Source organism: Phycisphaerales bacterium (assembly GCA_040217175.1).
GTDB lineage: Bacteria > Planctomycetota > Phycisphaerae > Phycisphaerales > UBA1924 > JAHCJI01.
This window is the reverse complement of sequence record JAVJNT010000001.1, coordinates 320,140-337,375: the sequence shown is the minus strand read 5'-3', so window position 1 is coordinate 337,375 and position 17,236 is coordinate 320,140. Positions and strand designations below refer to the sequence as shown.

Annotated in this window: 11 protein-coding genes; 5 read left to right on the top strand and 6 right to left on the bottom strand. The window is 68.6% G+C overall.

The window, feature by feature from the left end; all coding sequences use genetic code 11:
• Positions 1-48 precede the first annotated feature (48 nt).
• The 3 genes from RIA68_01430 to RIA68_01420 are packed head-to-tail and all read left to right on the top strand — an operon-like array spanning position 49 to position 5,296.
• On the top strand, positions 49-1,902 hold the full coding sequence (locus RIA68_01430) for a glycosyltransferase family 4 protein (protein ID MEQ8316092.1): 1,854 nt from the start codon (positions 49-51) through the stop codon (positions 1,900-1,902).
• The gene (locus RIA68_01425; protein ID MEQ8316091.1) at positions 1,899-3,338 is read left to right on the top strand and encodes an ABC transporter ATP-binding protein; all 1,440 of its coding nucleotides are present in this window, start codon (positions 1,899-1,901) and stop codon (positions 3,336-3,338) included. The genes RIA68_01430 and RIA68_01425 overlap by 4 nt, the downstream gene beginning before the upstream one ends.
• Positions 3,335-5,296 (top strand): sulfotransferase, encoded by a 1,962-nt coding sequence (locus RIA68_01420; GenBank protein ID MEQ8316090.1) that lies wholly within the window; start codon positions 3,335-3,337, stop codon positions 5,294-5,296. Before RIA68_01425 ends, RIA68_01420 begins: the two co-directional genes overlap by 4 nt.
• Positions 5,297-5,307: 11 nt before the next feature.
• Here the strand turns inward: RIA68_01420 and RIA68_01415 are convergent, their stop codons facing one another.
• Positions 5,308-7,227: an ankyrin repeat domain-containing protein gene (locus tag RIA68_01415; GenBank protein ID MEQ8316089.1), complete on the bottom strand. Its 1,920-nt coding sequence runs from the start codon at positions 7,225-7,227 to the stop codon at positions 5,308-5,310.
• 34 nt (positions 7,228-7,261) lie between these two features.
• On the opposite strand from RIA68_01415, the gene RIA68_01410 reads away from it, so the two are divergent.
• Positions 7,262-7,984: a hypothetical protein gene (locus RIA68_01410; protein ID MEQ8316088.1), complete on the top strand. Its 723-nt coding sequence runs from the start codon at positions 7,262-7,264 to the stop codon at positions 7,982-7,984.
• A 15-nt stretch (positions 7,985-7,999) separates the two neighbouring features.
• Here RIA68_01410 and RIA68_01405 read toward each other — a convergent pair whose 3' ends face one another.
• Positions 8,000-8,914: a GC-type dockerin domain-anchored protein gene (locus RIA68_01405; GenBank protein MEQ8316087.1), complete on the bottom strand. Its 915-nt coding sequence runs from the start codon at positions 8,912-8,914 to the stop codon at positions 8,000-8,002.
• Between the two features lie 187 nt (positions 8,915-9,101).
• On the opposite strand from RIA68_01405, the gene RIA68_01400 reads away from it, so the two are divergent.
• Positions 9,102-10,730, top strand: coding sequence for a hypothetical protein (locus RIA68_01400; protein MEQ8316086.1), 1,629 nt, complete (start codon positions 9,102-9,104; stop codon positions 10,728-10,730).
• Here the strand turns inward: RIA68_01400 and RIA68_01395 are convergent.
• From RIA68_01395 to RIA68_01380, 4 genes are all read right to left on the bottom strand, one after another.
• A complete protein-coding gene (locus tag RIA68_01395) occupies positions 10,727-12,541 on the bottom strand; it encodes a HAMP domain-containing sensor histidine kinase (protein ID MEQ8316085.1) in 1,815 nt (604 codons plus the stop codon). The genes RIA68_01400 and RIA68_01395 overlap by 4 nt on opposite strands.
• Entirely contained in the window at positions 12,542-13,276 is a 735-nt protein-coding gene (locus RIA68_01390) for a response regulator transcription factor (protein MEQ8316084.1), read from the bottom strand.
• A complete protein-coding gene (locus RIA68_01385) occupies positions 13,276-15,648 on the bottom strand; it encodes a VIT and VWA domain-containing protein (protein ID MEQ8316083.1) in 2,373 nt (790 codons plus the stop codon). The genes RIA68_01390 and RIA68_01385 overlap by 1 nt, the downstream gene beginning before the upstream one ends.
• A 153-nt stretch (positions 15,649-15,801) precedes the next feature.
• The gene (locus RIA68_01380) at positions 15,802-17,019 is read right to left on the bottom strand and encodes a hypothetical protein (GenBank protein MEQ8316082.1); all 1,218 of its coding nucleotides are present in this window, start codon (positions 17,017-17,019) and stop codon (positions 15,802-15,804) included.
• Positions 17,020-17,236: the final 217 nt, after the last annotated feature.

Genomic DNA, 17,236 nt, shown 5'->3' with positions numbered 1-17,236 from the left:
TTCCCTCGGGCGCGGAGGCTACCGTGGCCGCGTGCCGGAGCCCGCCGCGTGCTGCTGATCTCCCGTGAATATCCCCCCTTCGTCGGCGGCGGCATCGGTACGTACACGGTGCGGATGGCCCGGGCCCTGGCCGGGCAGGGGCGCGAGCCGGTCGTCGTGACGGTGGGCGATTGCGACGAGCCCACGGTCGAGGACGACGCCGGCGTTCGCGTCGCGAGGCTGTCGTTCCTCGATTATGTCGAGGATCAACCGGATTGGGCGGGCCCGCGACGGAGCATCCTCGAGTCGCCCATGGGCCCGGCGTGCCACGCGGCGTTCTGGGCCTTTCACCGCGAGAGCGTTCTGGCGATGCAGCTTCGCCACTACCTGCCGTGGCTGCTCGAGACCTTCGATCCGCCGGCCATCGAGGCGCCCGACACCGGGGCGCTGCTGTGGTTCATCCTGAACGAGCGGCGGCTCGGTCGCGGGCCACTGGCGAATCGAACGAACGGGCCGCCCATCATCGTGCACCTGCACTCACCGACGGCGTGGATCGAAGAGTTGCAGGGCGGCCAACAGAGCGGGCGCGCCATGGCCGAACTGCGGTCGATGGAGCGCGACGTGCTGCGGTGGGCCGACGGCGTGGCGTGCCCGAGCCGGATGCTCGCGGATTGGACGCGGGCGTGGGAGCCGGGCGTCGGCACGATCGAGGTCACGCCGTATCCGCTCGGGGAGCCGGTCGACATCGATGGCCCCCTGCCCGCCGGCGGCGACGCACTCTTCGTCGGGCGGATGGAGCGGCGCAAGGGCTTCGACACGCTGGCCGAGGCGCTGGGTCGTCTTGGGGCCGACGCCCCGCCGCTGCGGATCGCCGGCCGCGATACGTTCGACTGGGTCGCCGACGAGATGTTCGGCGAGACGGCGATCCAGCGGCATTGCCAGGGGCTGGACGTGCGTGTGCTGGGCGAATTGCCGCCGGACGAACTCGCCGAGCAGCGAAGCGCGAGCGGCATCGCCGTCGTGCCCAGCCCGAACGACAACTTTCCCAATACCTGCATGGAGGCGATGGCGGCCGGGCAGGTCGTGGTCGCGGCCAACGCCGGCGGCATGGCGGAGATGATCGAGGATGGCGTGAGCGGGCTGCTGTTCGATGCAGGCGACGCGTCGGGCCTATCCGGGCAGCTTGAGCGAGCTGCGGACATGTCGGTCCGAGAGCGGGCGGTGATGGGCCATGCGGCTCGGCGACGGATCTCGGAGCTGTGCGGCGATGGGCACGTGATCCCGGCCCGCTTGGAGCACGCGGCCTCGTTGACGGCACGGAGGTCGGCCGCGCAGCCGGACCGAGAGGTCGCGATCGTTGCGTTCGAACCGGTCGGCGATGCGTTGCGGGCAATTCTGACCGACGCTTTGCGGGCGAATGCGGACATCGACGCCGTCGCGCCCTGGTTCTCGCGGACGGGTCCGGATGGCGTGGAGATCGTGCCGTTCTCGACGCCATCGGCCGAACAGATCGGGCTTCTGGTGGAGCACTCGGGGCCGTTGGCATTGGACGCCGCGTGGTGGCGGCGGCTCGAAGAAGCGGGCGTGCAGGGTGGCGCCGCGGCGATCCTGCTGGCGCTCGTCGAGCGGGGGGCCCGAGTCGCCGCGATGCCGGAAGTCGTCGCCCCACCGAAGTTGCCGGTACCACTCGATGCCCCAGGGTACCAGCCGCCCAGCCAGTTGAGCGACGCCGAGCGCGCGGCTTCTCGCGACAGCATCGAACGACTGCACGCCGAGCGGCAAGCGCAGGCCGCCGAAGAGCAGCGCGATGCAGCAAACGCCGAACTCGCCGAGATCCGTGCAAGCCGTGCGTACCGATTGGCGGCCATGCTCTCGCGTCTTCGCCGGCGCTTGAGCATCACCACCCGTAGAATCGACTCGTGAACAGCTCCGAACGCGCCCAGCAAGACGCCAGCACCCCAGCGGACGACTGGGTGGTGCGGTGCGCCGATCTGGGCAAGCGCTTCAAGATCTACGGCAATCCTTGGCATCGCGTAGCCGAGTGGTGCACGCTCAACCGAGCAATGCTGCATCGCGATTTCTGGGCCGTTCGCGGCGTGTCGTTCGAGCTCCGCAAGGGCGAGTGCCTGGGCGTCGTGGGCCGCAACGGAAGCGGCAAGAGCACGCTGCTCAAGCTCGTGACGGGCGTATCCATCCCAACCGAGGGAACCGCGGCGCTCCGGGGCCGGGTGCTGAGCCTGATCGAGCTCGGCGCGGGCCTCAACAAGGACCTGACCGGCCGCCAGAACGTCCACAACATGGCGCAGCTGCTGAACTTCCCGCCGGGGTTCGCCCGCGAAAAGATGGACGAGATCGAGTCTTTTGCCGACATCGGGGCCTTCTTCGATCGTCCGGTCCGCAGCTACAGCAGCGGCATGACGGTGCGGGTGACCTTCAGCATGTTCGCGGCCTTCGAACCCGAGGTGCTGATCGTCGACGAGGCCCTCAGCGTTGGCGACATCTTTTTTGTTCAGAAGTGCACGAAGCGGATCCACCAGTTGCTGGACGACGGCACGACGATGCTTCTGGTCAGCCACGACGCCGGCGCCATCACGAACCTATGCGATCGAGCCATCCTGCTGGAGAACGGACGCGTGGCCTTCCAGGGAGAGCCGGGAGACGCGATCGCCCGGTACCACGCGACACTCCGCAAGGCGGGTGGCAAGAAGCTAGCTGACAAGTGGAGTCGAGACGACGCGGGCGACGACGAGCGATTCCCGAAGCGCGAGCACGCGCCCGATACGACCCACGGGGCAGCCCTGGCCCGCCGCGTACTCGAACATGACGTGATCGGCGAGGGTGGCGTTTCGGATCGCCGGCACGGCCACGGGGGGCTGGTGATCCTGGCGGCCAGCCTGACCGACGAGGACGATCGGCCCGTGGCGGCCTACGGCATCGGACAGACGCTTCTGGTCCGCGTGCTGGTCGAGGCGAGCGAGTTCATCGAGACGCCGCGTGCGGGCGTGTTCTTCACCAACAAGTTTGGCGTCCAGGTCTTCAGCCAGGGCACGGCCCAGCAGCGCGTTTCCCTGCCGGCCATGGAGCCGGGCGAACGAACGGTGGTGACCTTCCGCGTCACGCTCGACCTGACGCCCGGCGAATACACCCTGGGACTGGGTGCGAGCGAGGCGTCCGACGATGGCAATCCGAATGGCGCCGTGTTCCACGACCAGATCGAGGGACTCGGGCCGATCCGCGTCAATCATCCTCCGCTCGAACCACTGCCCTTCTTTGGCGTGGCGCGACTGCCGTTGAGCATCGAGGCCGCACCGGCTGGCCGCGCCGCCCGTACCCCCGAGCAGACGACCCAGGCTCCATGACCAACCCCACCCCTGCCGAGACCACCGCCCCGATCATCGTCCTGGGCGTTCCGCGAAGCGGCACGACGCTGCTGCGCACGATGCTCGACGCACATCCGAACATTGCGTGCGGTCCTGAAACGCCTTGGCTGGCCGAGCACCAGCCCGCCACGCTCCTTGGCCTGGTCCGCGCGATGTGCGAGCCCGAGTACGGCTACTGCCGGAGCTACGGCCAGCCGGCCGAGGTGGTATACCGGGCGGCCCGGGGGTTTCTCGACGAGGTCATGCTGACGTACGCGCGTGGTCGGGGCAAGACGCGCTGGGCCGAGAAGACGCCCAACAACGCGTTGCATCTCGACGCGCTGTATGAGTTGCTGCCCGACGCACGGTGGGTCTGGATCACCAGGGACGCGCTGGACGTGGCGCACAGCACTTCAATCGTTGCCGATCACCGCAAGGGCATCGCACCGGTCTACGAACGAACGCTGAAGCTGACGCGAAGGGTGAGCACGGCTAACACGCCATTGGCGGCCACGCTCCGATGGGTGAACTGGAATCGACGCATCGAGGCGTTCCTCGGGGACAGGCCCTTCCATCACCTGACGTACGAGCGGCTGGTGTGCACGCCAGAGGCCGAGTTACGCAGCCTGTGCGAGTTCCTGGGTGAGCCGTTCGATCGGAGCATGCTGGCCTACGACACGGCTCGTCATGACTTGCCATCGTGGGAATGGGGCAGCACCGACGTAAGCCAGCACGGCAAGGTCGTCACCGGTCGCATCGGCGCCGGGATGGAACACCTTGACGAACCGGTTCGTGATGGGCTTGCGGCCGTCGCGTCGCTCTGGAGCCCGCCCGGCCGGCCCGGTCCGGCTGACACTCGGATGACGATGGCGCCGCATGGCATGACGGCCGAACTCATCGGAGAGCAGGCAGCGCAGTTGCTCTCGGCGGCCTCGCCCCGGAGCGGAAAGGAGTACGCGCGTCTCGGAGAAGCCATCGTGCGTGTCGCCGCCGAAGGGGCCCGAGCACGTCCCGAGCCCATGCCCGCGCCGCTCACGCCGGCGGCGTTGGCGCTGGCCTATGCGGGCATCCCGGTCGAGCTCACGCCCGCGAACGATGAACACCGTGCGAAGATCCAGGCCGACGCTGAGCGCTGGGATGCCGGCGGCGTCCTGGCGTGCCGCGATCCCTCGGCTTCCAACGCGTATCCGCCCGAGCCCACGCTCGGCACGGGTGACCCGGCCGGCATCCGCGTCCCGGCTCCGGCGACCCGGGCCGTGCTCGCGAGCATGGAGGAGCTTCGGAGCGAGCCTTTCACGTCGTTCATGGGTCGGCTGAACGCGTTCGCGAAGTTGCACGGCCTGCGAGAGTTCGACTCGTGGTCCAAGATCTGGGAGTATCCGTGGCTCTGGCTTCATGCGATCGAGCCGCTGCCACTGGCGGGACTGCGCGTCATCGACATGGGGAGCGAGCTGAGCCCGATGCCCTGGTGGCTGGCGACGATGGGCGCTCGGGTCACGCTCGTCGAGACCACACGCGGGATGGAGGGTCGGTGGGCGAAGCTGCGTGACACGCTCAACGTCCGGGTCGACTGGGCATTCACAGACGACGAGACGATCCCCGCGCCAGACGGCCGCGCGCACCTGCTGACGAGCCTCAGCGTCATCGAGCATCAGCCCGAGAAGAGGAAGGCGATGGACGAGATCGCCCGCGTGCTGTGCCCCGGCGGCGTACTGGCCATGAGCTTCGATATCTGCGAAGAAGGCATGGGCATGCGGTTCCCAGAGTGGAACGGCCGCGCGCTGACGATGGCCGAGTTCGAGCGGGACCTCTGGCGGCACCCATCGTTCGCGTCGAGCCGGCCGGCGGGCGACATCGCCTGGAACACGAAGGACATCGGCCCATACTTCGAGTGGCACAAGTCGACGGCCGAGCACCATACGTACGTGACGGGCGCGGCCGTCATGCGGCGGGACTAAACGCGTGTGATCTACCGAGACTCGGCGGCTTCGAGCAACTCGCGGATCTCTCCGTAGCCATCCGTACCCCGGCGTGCGTGCCACCAGAGCTCACGGGCGGTATCGCCCTTATGGTCGCGGAGCGTGGCGTCGGCGCCCAGATCGAGCAAGGTGCGGACGTTGCCGTCGTTGCCATCGAGTGCGGCCAGGTGCAGCGCCGTACGACCGTTCCGATTCGCAGCGTCGAGTGGATTGCCCAGCTCAGCGAGTCGCCGCAGGACTGCGTCCGAGCCGGGGCGGCGCGACGCGATGTGCAACGGCGTCTGGGACAACCTATCGACCGCCGTCGGATCGACGCCCCAACCCACGAGCGCTTCGAGCGCTCGCAGCGGATCCTCCGCGTCTTCCAAGTACGCGAGGAAACGGGACGATGCCGGCTTCAGATCGAATCCGCGAGCGATGAGCGTGTCGACGAAGTCCCAGTCCATGAATCGGAACGCGAACACGGCCTGGTTCTCCAGGTCTTTCCGTGTGGCGACGGTCCGATCGAGCACGAGCTGCTTCAGCTCCGCGGGACGGCCGACCAGGACGATCTGGAAGAGCTCGAGCGAAACGGGAGCCTCGCTGCGATCGCTGGAGTGCGCGAAGAGGCGTTCGACCAGCTCGACGTCTTGCGACCACACCGCCACGGCGATGGGGGCGATGGTGTATCGACCCGCGGCGGCGGCCGAGGCGTCGGCCGCCAGCAACCGATCGACGACAGCCGCCTGGCCCGTGGCGATCGCCAGTGCGAGGGGCGATTGCTCGTCGCCCACCGGGTCCGGATCGGCGCCGGCGCGGAGCAATTCTTCCACGGCGTCGGCATGGCCCCGCACCGACGCCCAAGCGATCGGACGCGCGTTCTGGAGCGGACTCGTGTTGAGCGACCATAAATCGGGCGCTTGCGCATTGACCGGTATGCCCTCGGCAACGAGGGCGCGGGCGAGTTCGGTGTTGCCATCAGCGGCCGCCTGGTGCAGCGGGGGCAGGCGGTCCGCGGTCACGGCCCGCGTCATCGCGAAGCCGCCCAAGACGGCAACCAGTGCCATCAGTGTCACGATCGCCTGTCGTCTTAGGCCGACCCAGGCCCCGCGCGGACCGCGCCCCATGATGAGCGCGCACTCCGGACAGGTGGTGACGGGGTCGTCCGCGATGTCGAGCTCGTAGCCGCAGCGGGCGCACAAGCCGCGTCGCTCCCGCTTCTTCCAACGCTTGCGTCGCCAGAGCCAGATGGGCAGCGGCACCACCTGGAAGGCGACGAACCAGATCGCCGCCCAAAACGTTGCATTGATCGCCAGCCCGGCCCACATCGGCGTCAACGGGAGCGCGACCTCGTACTCCACCGAGAACCCTGCCGACGAGTAGCTCCCGTGCCAGCCGCCCCACGGTAGCGTCCAATGCGACGCGAAGAGCCCGCCGCGGATGCGCTCGCCGGGCGTATCCAATCGCTCGTCGCCGGTCTCCCAAGAGCACCGCAGGCAACGCGTGGGCCAGCCGGCCTCGCGCTCCTCGAACTTTGGCAGCCCATCGGAGAATACTGCAAAGAGCGGCGGTTCCACGGGCGGAGATCCATGCACGCGGCTGAACGGCGGCACGCCCGCGATCGTCAGGCCGCCCCCGTCCTCGCTCCACGAGTGCCATGCCTGCCTGAGATGGGCGATCCACGGATCCTCGAACCACTCGGGTCGAGCGCCCTGGCCCCAGCGCCTCGTCAGTGTCGCGTCGGTCCACTGCACGACCCGCCACTGGTTGAACTCGCCGTACTCGACGCTCGGCTCGTTGAACCAGGTATTGGTCAGCAGATTGTTCGGCGAGCCCAGCCGCATCATCGTCGCCCCAGCCCAAGCGACGCCGACGCTCGAGACCAGCCCGATGGCCGCGAGCAGCACGAGGATGGTAAGGGCACGGCGCACGCCGATGGTAGGTTCTGCTCGCGTAGGATCTTTTATGGCCCCCGATCGCGACACGCGTCGACGCCTTCGTTCGCTCGAGCTTCGCAGCGAAGATCTGGTTCTCTTCCGCGTCGTCCTGGGCGTCGCGCTCCGCGTGCTGGGCGCGGTGCTCTGCATCCTCGCCGCGTCGGAACTGATCACGATCAACGGATTTATCTGGCAGCCGGGCTGGGGCCGGCCCGGAACGCTGGAAGTCCTGGCCTACTTTGGCTCGCCGACGCTGAAGCTGGGTGCGGGGCTGGTCGCCTTCTTCTGCACCGGGTTTCTTGTTCGCCGGCTCGTACCCGCTCGCGTGCCCGTGCCAGCTTGTCCCGCATGTGGCTACCAGTTGACAACGCTCGATGATGGACGGTGTAGCGAATGCGCCTACGAGTTGACGCCCGCGCGGGACGGACCGATGGGCTCGATGGACCGCATGCTCTTCGCGCGCAGCATCATCGCCACGGCCCTGCGGATTAGTGGCATCGTCATCGCGCTGCTGGGCGTTGGTCGGTTCGTGACGCTCGGGCTGACCAAGTACTGGCTGATCACGCCATCACGCGTCGATCAATACAACACCGACCGCGACCTGATCTGGGCGGTGTCGCTCATCGCCACGGCCGTGGCGGTATACGGGCTCTCGGAATGGTTGGCCCGCGCAGCGATGCTTGGCATCACGCGCCGGCCAAGGCCCGGCTGGAACGATGAAACCGACCCAGACGGGCCTCAGCCAGATTGATGACTCGGGCGACTCTTACCCGCACCCGGCGTCGAAGGCGTTCTGGAAGCACAGGAAGTCGAAGATGGTGAGCGAGCCGTCGCCGTCGCAGTCGGCCGCCAGGTCGCCTGCATCGAACGCGTTCTGGAAGGCGAGGAAATCGAAGATGTCCAGGCCGCCGCTGCCGTCGAAGTCGGCAAAGCACGGAGCGTCTCCGCCGAGAAACGCGATGCTGCGATAGGTCGGGCCGGAGAATGCCAGGGTTGCGGCGCCGGTCCCTTGATCGATCGTAAAGACGCCACCGCCCTGCTCACGGGCGCCATATAGCTCGCCCGCGGTGTTGAACGACAGGTCATTGAACCAATTACGCGTACCAGGGAAGGCGTTGCCCACGAACGTCGCGGTGCCGGTATCGAGATCGATCATGAAGATCGATGCGTCGCCGATGTCGCTCCCCCACGCCTGCCCGTCGGCGTCGATCGCAAAGCCGGTGAGCTGGTCGAGGCTGGGCCCGGTGATGTTGGCCACGAGCGTGACGGCGCCGGTTGAGCGATCAGTCGTGTAGAGCGCGTTGTCGCGAGCCGTGTAGAGCGTGTCGGTGGTGGCGTCGTAGGCGACCGAACGGAAGTTCCAGTTCTCGCCGGTATCGCCCACGACCGTTCCTGCGGCGGTCGAGACGTCCAGCGTAAACAGGCGATCGCTGAGGCCGTCATTGAACCCATCGATCATGAAGAGCTCGCCGGCGGCGTCGAAGTCCATGCCGCTGAAGATCGCTTCGGCCCCGCTCACGAATCCGAAGCTCAGCTCGCCTCCCGTCGCCGGGTCGAGCTCGCGGAGCACGGGCGAGGTCGGGTTGCTGAGGGCGAAGAGCTGCTCTTGGGCCACGGCCGGCGACGCGACGGCGAGCCCGGTAATGGCCAGCGTGATCAACGATCGATGCGCGGTGTTCATGGTCGTTCTCTCCTCGTTCGGGTCCTTCGCTTGATCTCTCGGGCGGCGTACGCCACGGGCCGAACCAGCGTTACGGGCAACTCACGGGGCCTCCGGCCGTACGATGTCAAGGATGGCGTGGACCTGCATGGTTTGGATTGGTCGAGCGACGGTCGCATGCGCTGTAGTGCTGCTGGTCGGCTGCTCTATGCCACCGGCGAGGCCCGTGTTCCTCGAGACGCCGGTGCCGCTCATCGCGGGCGCGGCGCTCGTGACGCCCGTCGCGCCGGGAGCCGCGGACTGGACCGCCGACGGAGCCAAGCCGCCGCCGCCGTTACGGCTCGGCGACGGCCAACGCATCGTTGTCCAGGCCAGGAGCTACGCACGCTCGGGGCCCGCCGCCGACGCTCGTGGCTGGCTGGGCCCGACCAATGCCTGGCAGCCGACCAACCCTGCCGCTGATGACGCATTGACCCTGCTTCACGCCGAGGTTCCGGCGGAGGGGCTCGGCCAATCGGTGTGGATGGAGGGTCGGCGGGTTCCGGCGTTCTGGCTGCTGCCAGACGTGAGCGGAGGGGCCGCGGTCCGCCCCTCGCCGATCGCGGGCGTCGTGTCGGAGTCGAGGGCCATCGAACTCGTCGCGCGAGAACTCTCTGACCCTGAGATTCGGTGGCGCGCCGAGCTCGCGCTTGAGCGCCTCGGACACCAACCGCCGCCGCCACGCTGGGACGACCCCATGCTCCACGCCTGGGCCGAGCAATCCGCCAGGCGTTGGGAGTTTGCCCTTCGCCGGCTGAGCGCGATCGACGATGAACTCGCCTCGCGTCTGCTCGATAGTCTCACGCGATGGCTCGTGACGCCCACGATCACCCTGCCCGTGTGGGAGACCGATGGCGACGCGATCGGCGACCTGATCCTCGCCATCGTGCGTCCCGGTGTCAGCGACGAGGGCATCAGGCGGACGGTGCTCTCGTTCCTTGATCGACAGCCGCAGTGGCTCGCGTGGGTGGCCAACGACGCGGGCGGCGAGGTCGGCGGGGCCATCGCAGTGGCCAATCTGTCTTCCTCGCCGGCCTTGCTCTCGACCCGCCCGCCCGCAGGGCGATGGGGAGCCTACGGAATGCTCGAGCCGGGCGCGGTTGCGTTGGCGCCGGCACCGCGCAGGCGGGAAGCGGGCACGGTGACGTCGGCTTGGCAGGTCCGCCTGGGCGGTCGTACCAAGACGCTTGAGGTCTCCGCCGACGCCATCCAGCTCGAGCCACCGGGGTTACCTGTTGGTCCCTTCTGGCTCGACTGGACGCTCGAAGGGCTGATCGATGGCACGGGCCAGGCGGTCTCACGCGGGCAATCCGGCTGGGTTGGCGGATTGCTCCAGCGTGATCCGAGGCTCGATGCGCCGGGCTCGTCTGAGAGCGGCTGGGTCCTCTACATGGAAGTCCGCCGGCCGCCGTGCGAGATGCCGTCGGCTGGTGGCGCGCCGCCGCCGCTCGACGCGGTCCGTGTCGCTTTCGGCCCGACCAGCCGCCCACACGCCGAAGTTGTGGTGCGCTGTTCGGGCCTCACGACGTTCGACCGTGGCACGCCGGGCGCGAGCGCCATCCTCACGAAGCGGACCGACCGATGGGCATTCACGCTGCCGATAGATCGGACCTGGTTCGAACCCGACGGCACGCTCCTCGTCGGCGCGCAGTTCATCCCGCACGACGGCCCTCGCGCGACATGGCCGCGGCCGGTGTTGCCCGGGCAGGAAACGCTCGGCCGGGTTCGCGTCGATCCCTCGGCGTGGAACTTGCGTTCGAGCGTTCGCCAACAGGTCGGCGATGCCGGGGCTCCCTAGCGAGCTATCGGCAACCGGAGCGTAAAGCTCGCGCCGACGTCCACCACATCGAGATCGAGCGAACCGCCCAGTTGCTTGGCCAGGCCTCGGGCGAGCGCGAGGCCGAGGCCCAATCCGTCCTGGCGAAGCTCGTCTCGTTGGGCCCGATGAAATGCGTCGAAAATCCGCCGCTGTTCACGATCGGGAACGCCCGGCCCCCAATCGCGCACGGTGATCCATACCATGTCACCCCGCTGGACCGCCGCGATGTGGATCTCAGCCCGCTCGTACGGTTGAGCATACTTGCACGCGTTCTCGACGAGGTTGCCCAGGATGCGCACCACCGCGTCGCCATCGGCGTCGAGCCGGCTGGCGTCCAGGTTCTCTTCCACCTGGAGAACCAGCCCGAGGCCCGCTCGCTCCAAGGCAGCGGCCTGCTCCGCAGAGACTCGCTCGATGACCTCGCCCACGGTCATGACGTCCGTCGCTTGATCGGACGAGGCATCCGCGTTGGGTCGCCCGAGCCGGGCGTAGGCGAGCACGTTTTCGATGATCCGGGCCAGCCGAGCGGATTCGTCTCGGAGCGTCGACACGAATCTCTCTCGGCGAACGTCGTCAGACGCCGCGTCGCTCGCCAGGAGATCCGCATAGAGACGCACGCTGGTCATGGGCGTGCGGAGCTCGTGCGTGACCGCCGAGACGAATCGACCGCGCCGCTCGGCGAGGCCCGTTGCCAATCGCAGTACCACGCCAAACGCGACGACCGCGAGCAGTGCTGCCCCCCATGTCAGCACGAGTACCACGCCCAGCGGCGACGCAAGCTCGCCCAACACGCTGCCGCTGGTAGGAACCTCAATGACGGCGGGGATCACCGCCAGCGAACGCGACGCACTCGAGCCCGGGCGGAGGTCGGCTCCGGGCGTGACGGACTCGACCTGCGCCAGCAGCCAGGCGCGCAGCGACGGCCAGTCGAGCCACACGCCCTGGCGGAGCCGCGTGTCGCCGACCACGACGTCGCGGACGAGCACGAGTTCCTCGCCCACCAGCCACGTCGCGGCCAGCGGCCCGAGCGTGACGTCGGGGGTCGCGACGAGCGTCTGTGTCTTGGGCGTGCGCCTCGCCCGAGCGGCTGGAACGTTCGACTCACGCTGCATCTCGAGGCCGGCGGACGGCTCCTCGCTGGGTCGCTCATCCGCCGCGTCGCTCTGGAGCTGCCGTTGCGGATCAGACTCCGACGCTCCAAAGCGCACGGGCACTTCTGCGAGCTGCGCAGCCGCCGCCGTTTCCTGCCGCGCAAGACGATCCTCGTCGACGCGCTCCTCTTGAGCCGGCGCTCCGAGCGTCACCGGTTCGCGGGCCTCCCCGGGCAGGATCTCGGCAAGCATCAGCCGTAAAGCTTCGGCAGCAATGACGTCGTCGGCAGCGACGTATTCCGACTCGGCGAGGTCACGAAGATTGCCATCCGGCGCCTGCGGGCTGGTCACGTTTCCTTCGGGATCGATCTCGAAGTGCAGTCGCACGAAGGGGGGCACGCGCGTCAGCAGCGGGCTGGGTACCAGCACTTCGCCCGGCTCGACGGGCCCGAGCATGGCGCTGTACGCACGTTCGGCCGGATGGAACGACCGGTAGTGAAAGTACGGCCGTGCGCTCTCGGCGGCCAGCACGGCGGTCAGGGCGCTGTCCATTCGCCAGAGCGCGAGCCGCGCCGCCTCGTCCTCTCGCCGCTGCCGTTGCAGGTCGAGGGCCTTGTACCCGGCGTAGCCCAGCCCCTCGAGCACCGCCAAGGCGCACACGACGTAGATGATCCACGGGATGACTCGCTTCGTGCGCAACTAGCCGGCGGCCTCTTCCTTGATGCTGTCCGTAGCCGCGATAGCTCCGGCGAGCATGTAGCCCTTCCCGCGCACGGTCACGATGAACTTTGGATCGCTGGGGTCGTCGCCCAGTTGCTCTCGCAGGCGCGCCACCGCCATGTCAACGGTGCGCGTCCGCATGCCACGGGGATCGATCCCCCATACGCGGCTGAGGAGTTCGTCTCGCGAGATCGCCCGCCCCGGACTGCCGGCAAGGTAGCCCAGCAACGCGGCTTCCTTCTCCGTGATCTGGGCGGGCGGGCGGCCGTCGCGGGTGACTTCCCGCCGGGCGAGATTGACCGTGAGGCCGTCGAACGAGATCGATTCGACCGAGGCCGGGCGCTCGGGGCTGCGACGCAGCACCGCCTCGATGCGCGCGACCAATTCTTCGGTGCCGAACGGCTTGACGACGTAGTCGTCGGCCCCGCCGCGGAGACCCTTCACTCGCTCGTCGCTCTCGCCGCGCGCGGTCAGGAAGATGACCGGTAGCCCCGGCCTGGCTCGCCGCAGCTCCGCCAGCACGGCGTGGCCGTCCATCTTCGGCATGCGGACGTCGAGCAGGACGAGGTCGAAGGCCTCTCCGAGCGCGCGGGAGAGGCCTTCCTGCCCGTCATTGGCCGACTCGGAGCCGTAGCCGAATGCGTCGAGGGCGTCGGCGACGGCCTTGCGAACGCCGGCGTCGTCCTCGACGATCAAGATCCTCGCCCGTGCCATCAGGGCGTCTCGGCCCGGGGCGCCTGAACGAGGATCACCTTGCCGCCGCGGTTCAGCAAGACGTCGCGCCCGAGGGCCAGTACGCCCTGGCGACGCTCCGAGGCCAGCTCGTTGGCCAGCTCAAAGTACCTCTCGCTCGCGAACTCGACGGTCTCGTCCACATCGGCATTGTTGGCTTCGACCGCTTCGAGCAGCGAAGAGTCAACCCACTGGCCGCCGCGGGCGAAGAGCGTCTGATCGCCAACCTGACGCATGCCCGTCAGGATGACCTCCGCGCCACCGGCGGTCCGCATTCGGTTGGCGACGACGTTCTTCGCGGCCATCGCCCGCTGGTTGACGGCGTCCTGCTGCACGGCGCCGACGCCCGTGCGCTCGTCGATGACCGAGGACAGGCTGTACAGCATGGCCTCCTCCGCGGGCTGGCTCGGCCGTGCCGCGGCTCGCTGCATCTGCACCCCCAGGCGCGTCACGCCCTCCCGGTCGGCGGCGGGCTCGAACGTTGCCACCTGGTCGCCGACCTCGATGCCGGCCTCGATCGCCAGGAACGACGTGTACTCGGTCAGGATGCCCCACCGCGTGCTGAGCGCCACGATCTCGGAGATCAGCTCGTCGCCCAGCTCGGCCTTGCCATCGGCGCCTGCCTGCCGCACGGCATCAACGAGCTGCGCAATGCGGCGCTGGGCCCACAGTCGCGGCACGAACGCGTGCTCGACGCTCGCGCGGCTGGGGTCGAAGGTCATCTGGAAGCTGCGCTCTCCCTCGGCGCCCTCGCCGGCAAGCGTGAAGGTCAGGTTCTCGTCTTCATCGGTGTATCGGCCCAGCACGACGAGCTGGTCGCCCTCGAAGATGTCGGGCAGCTCGCCGGGAAGCATGTCCTTGACGCTGGCCGCCTCGCTCGGGGTGAGCGTCGGCGAAGCCAGCACCGGACCGGTCAGCCGGCGGAAGACCTGACCTACCTTGGCTTCGACGCTCTCCTGGGGAAGCACGAACGTCGGCGCCCCCCGGGTCTCGCGGCTGACGGCGGTGAGCAGCGGCGCGTTGACGTCGTAGCCCACGCCGAAGCCGAAGACACGGCGCTCGTGCTTGTTCGACTTCGCCACCGCCTCGCGGATCGCGCTCTCCTGGGTCACCCCCACCGTCGGCAACCCGTCGGTCAGGAAGATGACCATCGGCAGGACGCCTTCGGCCGGCTCGGTGCGCACCGCCGACATGAGAGCATCGTGGATGTTCGTCCCGCCGACCGCGGTGATGGCCTCGATGAACGCGATGGCCTCGGCCTCGCTCTGGGTGGTCTTCTCGACGGCTTCGGCGCTGAGCTTGTTGATGGTGTCCGAATAGGCGATGACGTTGAAGTACTCGCCTTCATTCAGGCCGCTGATGACCTGGATGGCCGCCTCCCGGGCCTGCACGATCTTCTCGCCGCGCATCGAGCCGCTCTTGTCGATCACGAGGGTGACCTCGCGCTTCACCGGCTCTCGGTCGCCATCGTCGGGTAATGCGGGCGGGCCGGCGACGAGCATGAAGTAGCCGCCACCGTCGCCGTCGGGATACGCCACGAAAGAGCTGGCGAGCATGCCGGACTCCAGCGGCTCGCGCAGCCAGCCCACGCGGAGCGGGCCCGGCGTGCCGCTGAACGCCTCGGGCGAGACCGAGACCTTGACGCTCGTGGCGCTCGGCGTCTCGGTGGCGATGTCATGCGTCGGCGAGTACACGGTCGCGATCGGCCGGGCGCCGTTCACGTCCATCACAAAGGACCAGGGCGCCCCCTGGAGCATCAACTCGGCCGAGCGGGGCAGCACGTACTCGATGCGGTCGCCGTCGGCCTCGAGCGTGTGGTCGTAGGTCATGCTGACGGTCTGCTCGCCGTTAGCGGGCACGGGGAAGACGCTCGACCGCACCAGGCTCGTGCCGACGAACTCGAGCAGCGCCGGGTCGCGCATCGAGGCGACGATGCGGTTGTAGATCGCGCGGGCCTCGTCGGCGGGCATGATCTTGGCGATGCCCTGCTCGCCCAGGCCCTCGAGCACGAACTGCCCGATGGCCGCGCCGTCGGGCACGGGCAGCAGCACCTGGGCCTCGGCCTGGCTTCCGCCGTGGTTGTGCAGCGTCATGCGGATGGTTGTGCTCGCAGCCTGGCCGGTCGCCTTGGCCGAGACCTGGACGGACTTGATCTCGATCTGCGAGCGTGGCTCGCCTTGGATCCAGACGCGTCGCTGGGGTACGACGATGTTGACGGCGGGCCGGTCGATCTCTTCCGAGAGTTGGGCCGTGGCGTTGCCGGGCAAGGCTGCTGTCGCCGCGAGCGCCAGGGCGAGCAAGCCGCCGCGAGCCGTATGAGAGTTCCGTGCCTTGAGAGCATGCCGCCTGATCATGGGTCACCTCCTGGGCGGGCCGAGGGGAGAAAGAAGACCGGCCCGCACCATAAGTGATACTTCTTGATCGGCCGAAGGTGCGTCACAACGCCGTAACGAGCGGGCCGGAACCGCCCTGCGGGCCCGTGAGGGGCGGTGCAGATGGACGCCGGCTCAGCCCTCGCGGCGGGCGGCCTGCTCCAGGATGGCGTCGGTCGCGGCCATCGAGGCCTCGAGCCCGTCGAAGCGGCCGGCGATATCCGTCAGGGCCTGTACCTGCTCGGCCATCGCCTCCGCATCGGTGATCAGGGCGCGGGCGGCCATGGCAATGGGATCTGCGCCGCCAAAGTGCGGTACCAATTCGGGCACGACGTTCGTGCCCGCGATCAGGTTTGGCAGTGTGAAGTACCGCGTCGAGACGATCCACCGGCCGATCAGGTTGTACAGGAACTCGTTGGACTTGTAGAAAACGACCATCGGCCGCGCCTGCCGGGCGATCTGCAGCGTGACCGTGCCGCTGACGACCAGCGCCAGCTCGGCCCAGCGCACGGCCGAGTCGGTGTCGCCCGCGATGAAGCCCACCCCCTCGGGCACGCCGCCGTGGCGGTCGGCCAGTTCTCGCAGTCGCTGCTCGACGGCGTCGTTGACGGCCACGATCATCGCGACGGGCGCCCGCCCATCACGCCGGCACTTCTCGCACGCGGCGAGCTCTCGGTATGCGCCCAGGAGCAGCGGCAGGTTCTTTTCGAGCTCGCTCGGCCGGCTGCCGGGGAACAGGCCGATCCGCCACGGGCCTGTTGCTTCACCCTGGCCGAACTCGGGCAGCTGTTTGGCGCGGTCAAGCACACGCTGGGGATCGAGCTCGTGGTCGAAGAGCGGGTGGCCGATGAACCGTGCTGGCACGCCGCGCGTCGTGAACCAGCCTTCCTCGAAGGGCAGCAAGCATAAAACGAGATCGGTCAGTCGACGCAGCTTGGCGACGCGCCACGAGCCCCACGCCCACACCTGTGGCGCGACGAGGTGCACCACGCCCGTCCCCCCCGCCTTGGCCATGGCCGCGATCGGGAAGTTGGCCGCGGGCGAATCGACGGGCACGTGCAGCACGGGCTTGTGGCTGGCCATCCACTTGCGGATACGGGCATTGATGCGCTTGTGCTCGCGGATCTTGGCCAGGCCCGGCATGCCCATGACGGCGTTCTCGCCCGTCCGCTCGATGACAACAGCCCCGGCGGCCTCCATCTTGGGCCCGCCCCAGGCATAGACCGGCCTCTCTGGCTGCCGCTCGATGATCTCGGCGATGACCGGAGCGGCGTGGTCGTCGCCGCTGGGCTCGAAGGCCGTGAAGAGGATGGGCCGCTTGGCCGGCGCGGTCTGGGGACGGTCGGATCGCACGCACCAGTGAAGCGCGGGGGGCCGGGCCGGTCAACCGGCCGGCGATAAGACGAGCCGAGGGCAGCGGTATGCTCACGCCGATCGGAGCAGTCGGAGCGTGGCTGGAAACTTGCGCGTGAGTGACGACTTGCGTGAGGAGCGTACCGAGTGTGACACGCCCCCGGCGCGCAGCGAGCGGCCCGGGCGGGAGGATGCCCGGGCCTGCTTCGCGCTCTCT

Excerpts from the sequence above, each read along its gene's own strand:
- RIA68_01420 (MEQ8316090.1), top strand. The coding sequence starts at position 3,335 with ATGACCAACCCCACCCCTGCCGAGACCACCGCCCCGATCATCGTCCTG.
- RIA68_01405 (MEQ8316087.1), bottom strand. The coding sequence starts at position 8,914 with ATGAACACCGCGCATCGATCGTTGATCACGCTGGCCATTACCGGGCTC.
- RIA68_01400 (MEQ8316086.1), top strand. The coding sequence starts at position 9,102 with ATGCCACCGGCGAGGCCCGTGTTCCTCGAGACGCCGGTGCCGCTCATC.
- RIA68_01410 (MEQ8316088.1), top strand. The coding sequence starts at position 7,262 with ATGGCCCCCGATCGCGACACGCGTCGACGCCTTCGTTCGCTCGAGCTT.
- RIA68_01390 (MEQ8316084.1), bottom strand. The coding sequence starts at position 13,276 with ATGGCACGGGCGAGGATCTTGATCGTCGAGGACGACGCCGGCGTTCGC.
- RIA68_01385 (MEQ8316083.1), bottom strand. The coding sequence starts at position 15,648 with ATGATCAGGCGGCATGCTCTCAAGGCACGGAACTCTCATACGGCTCGC.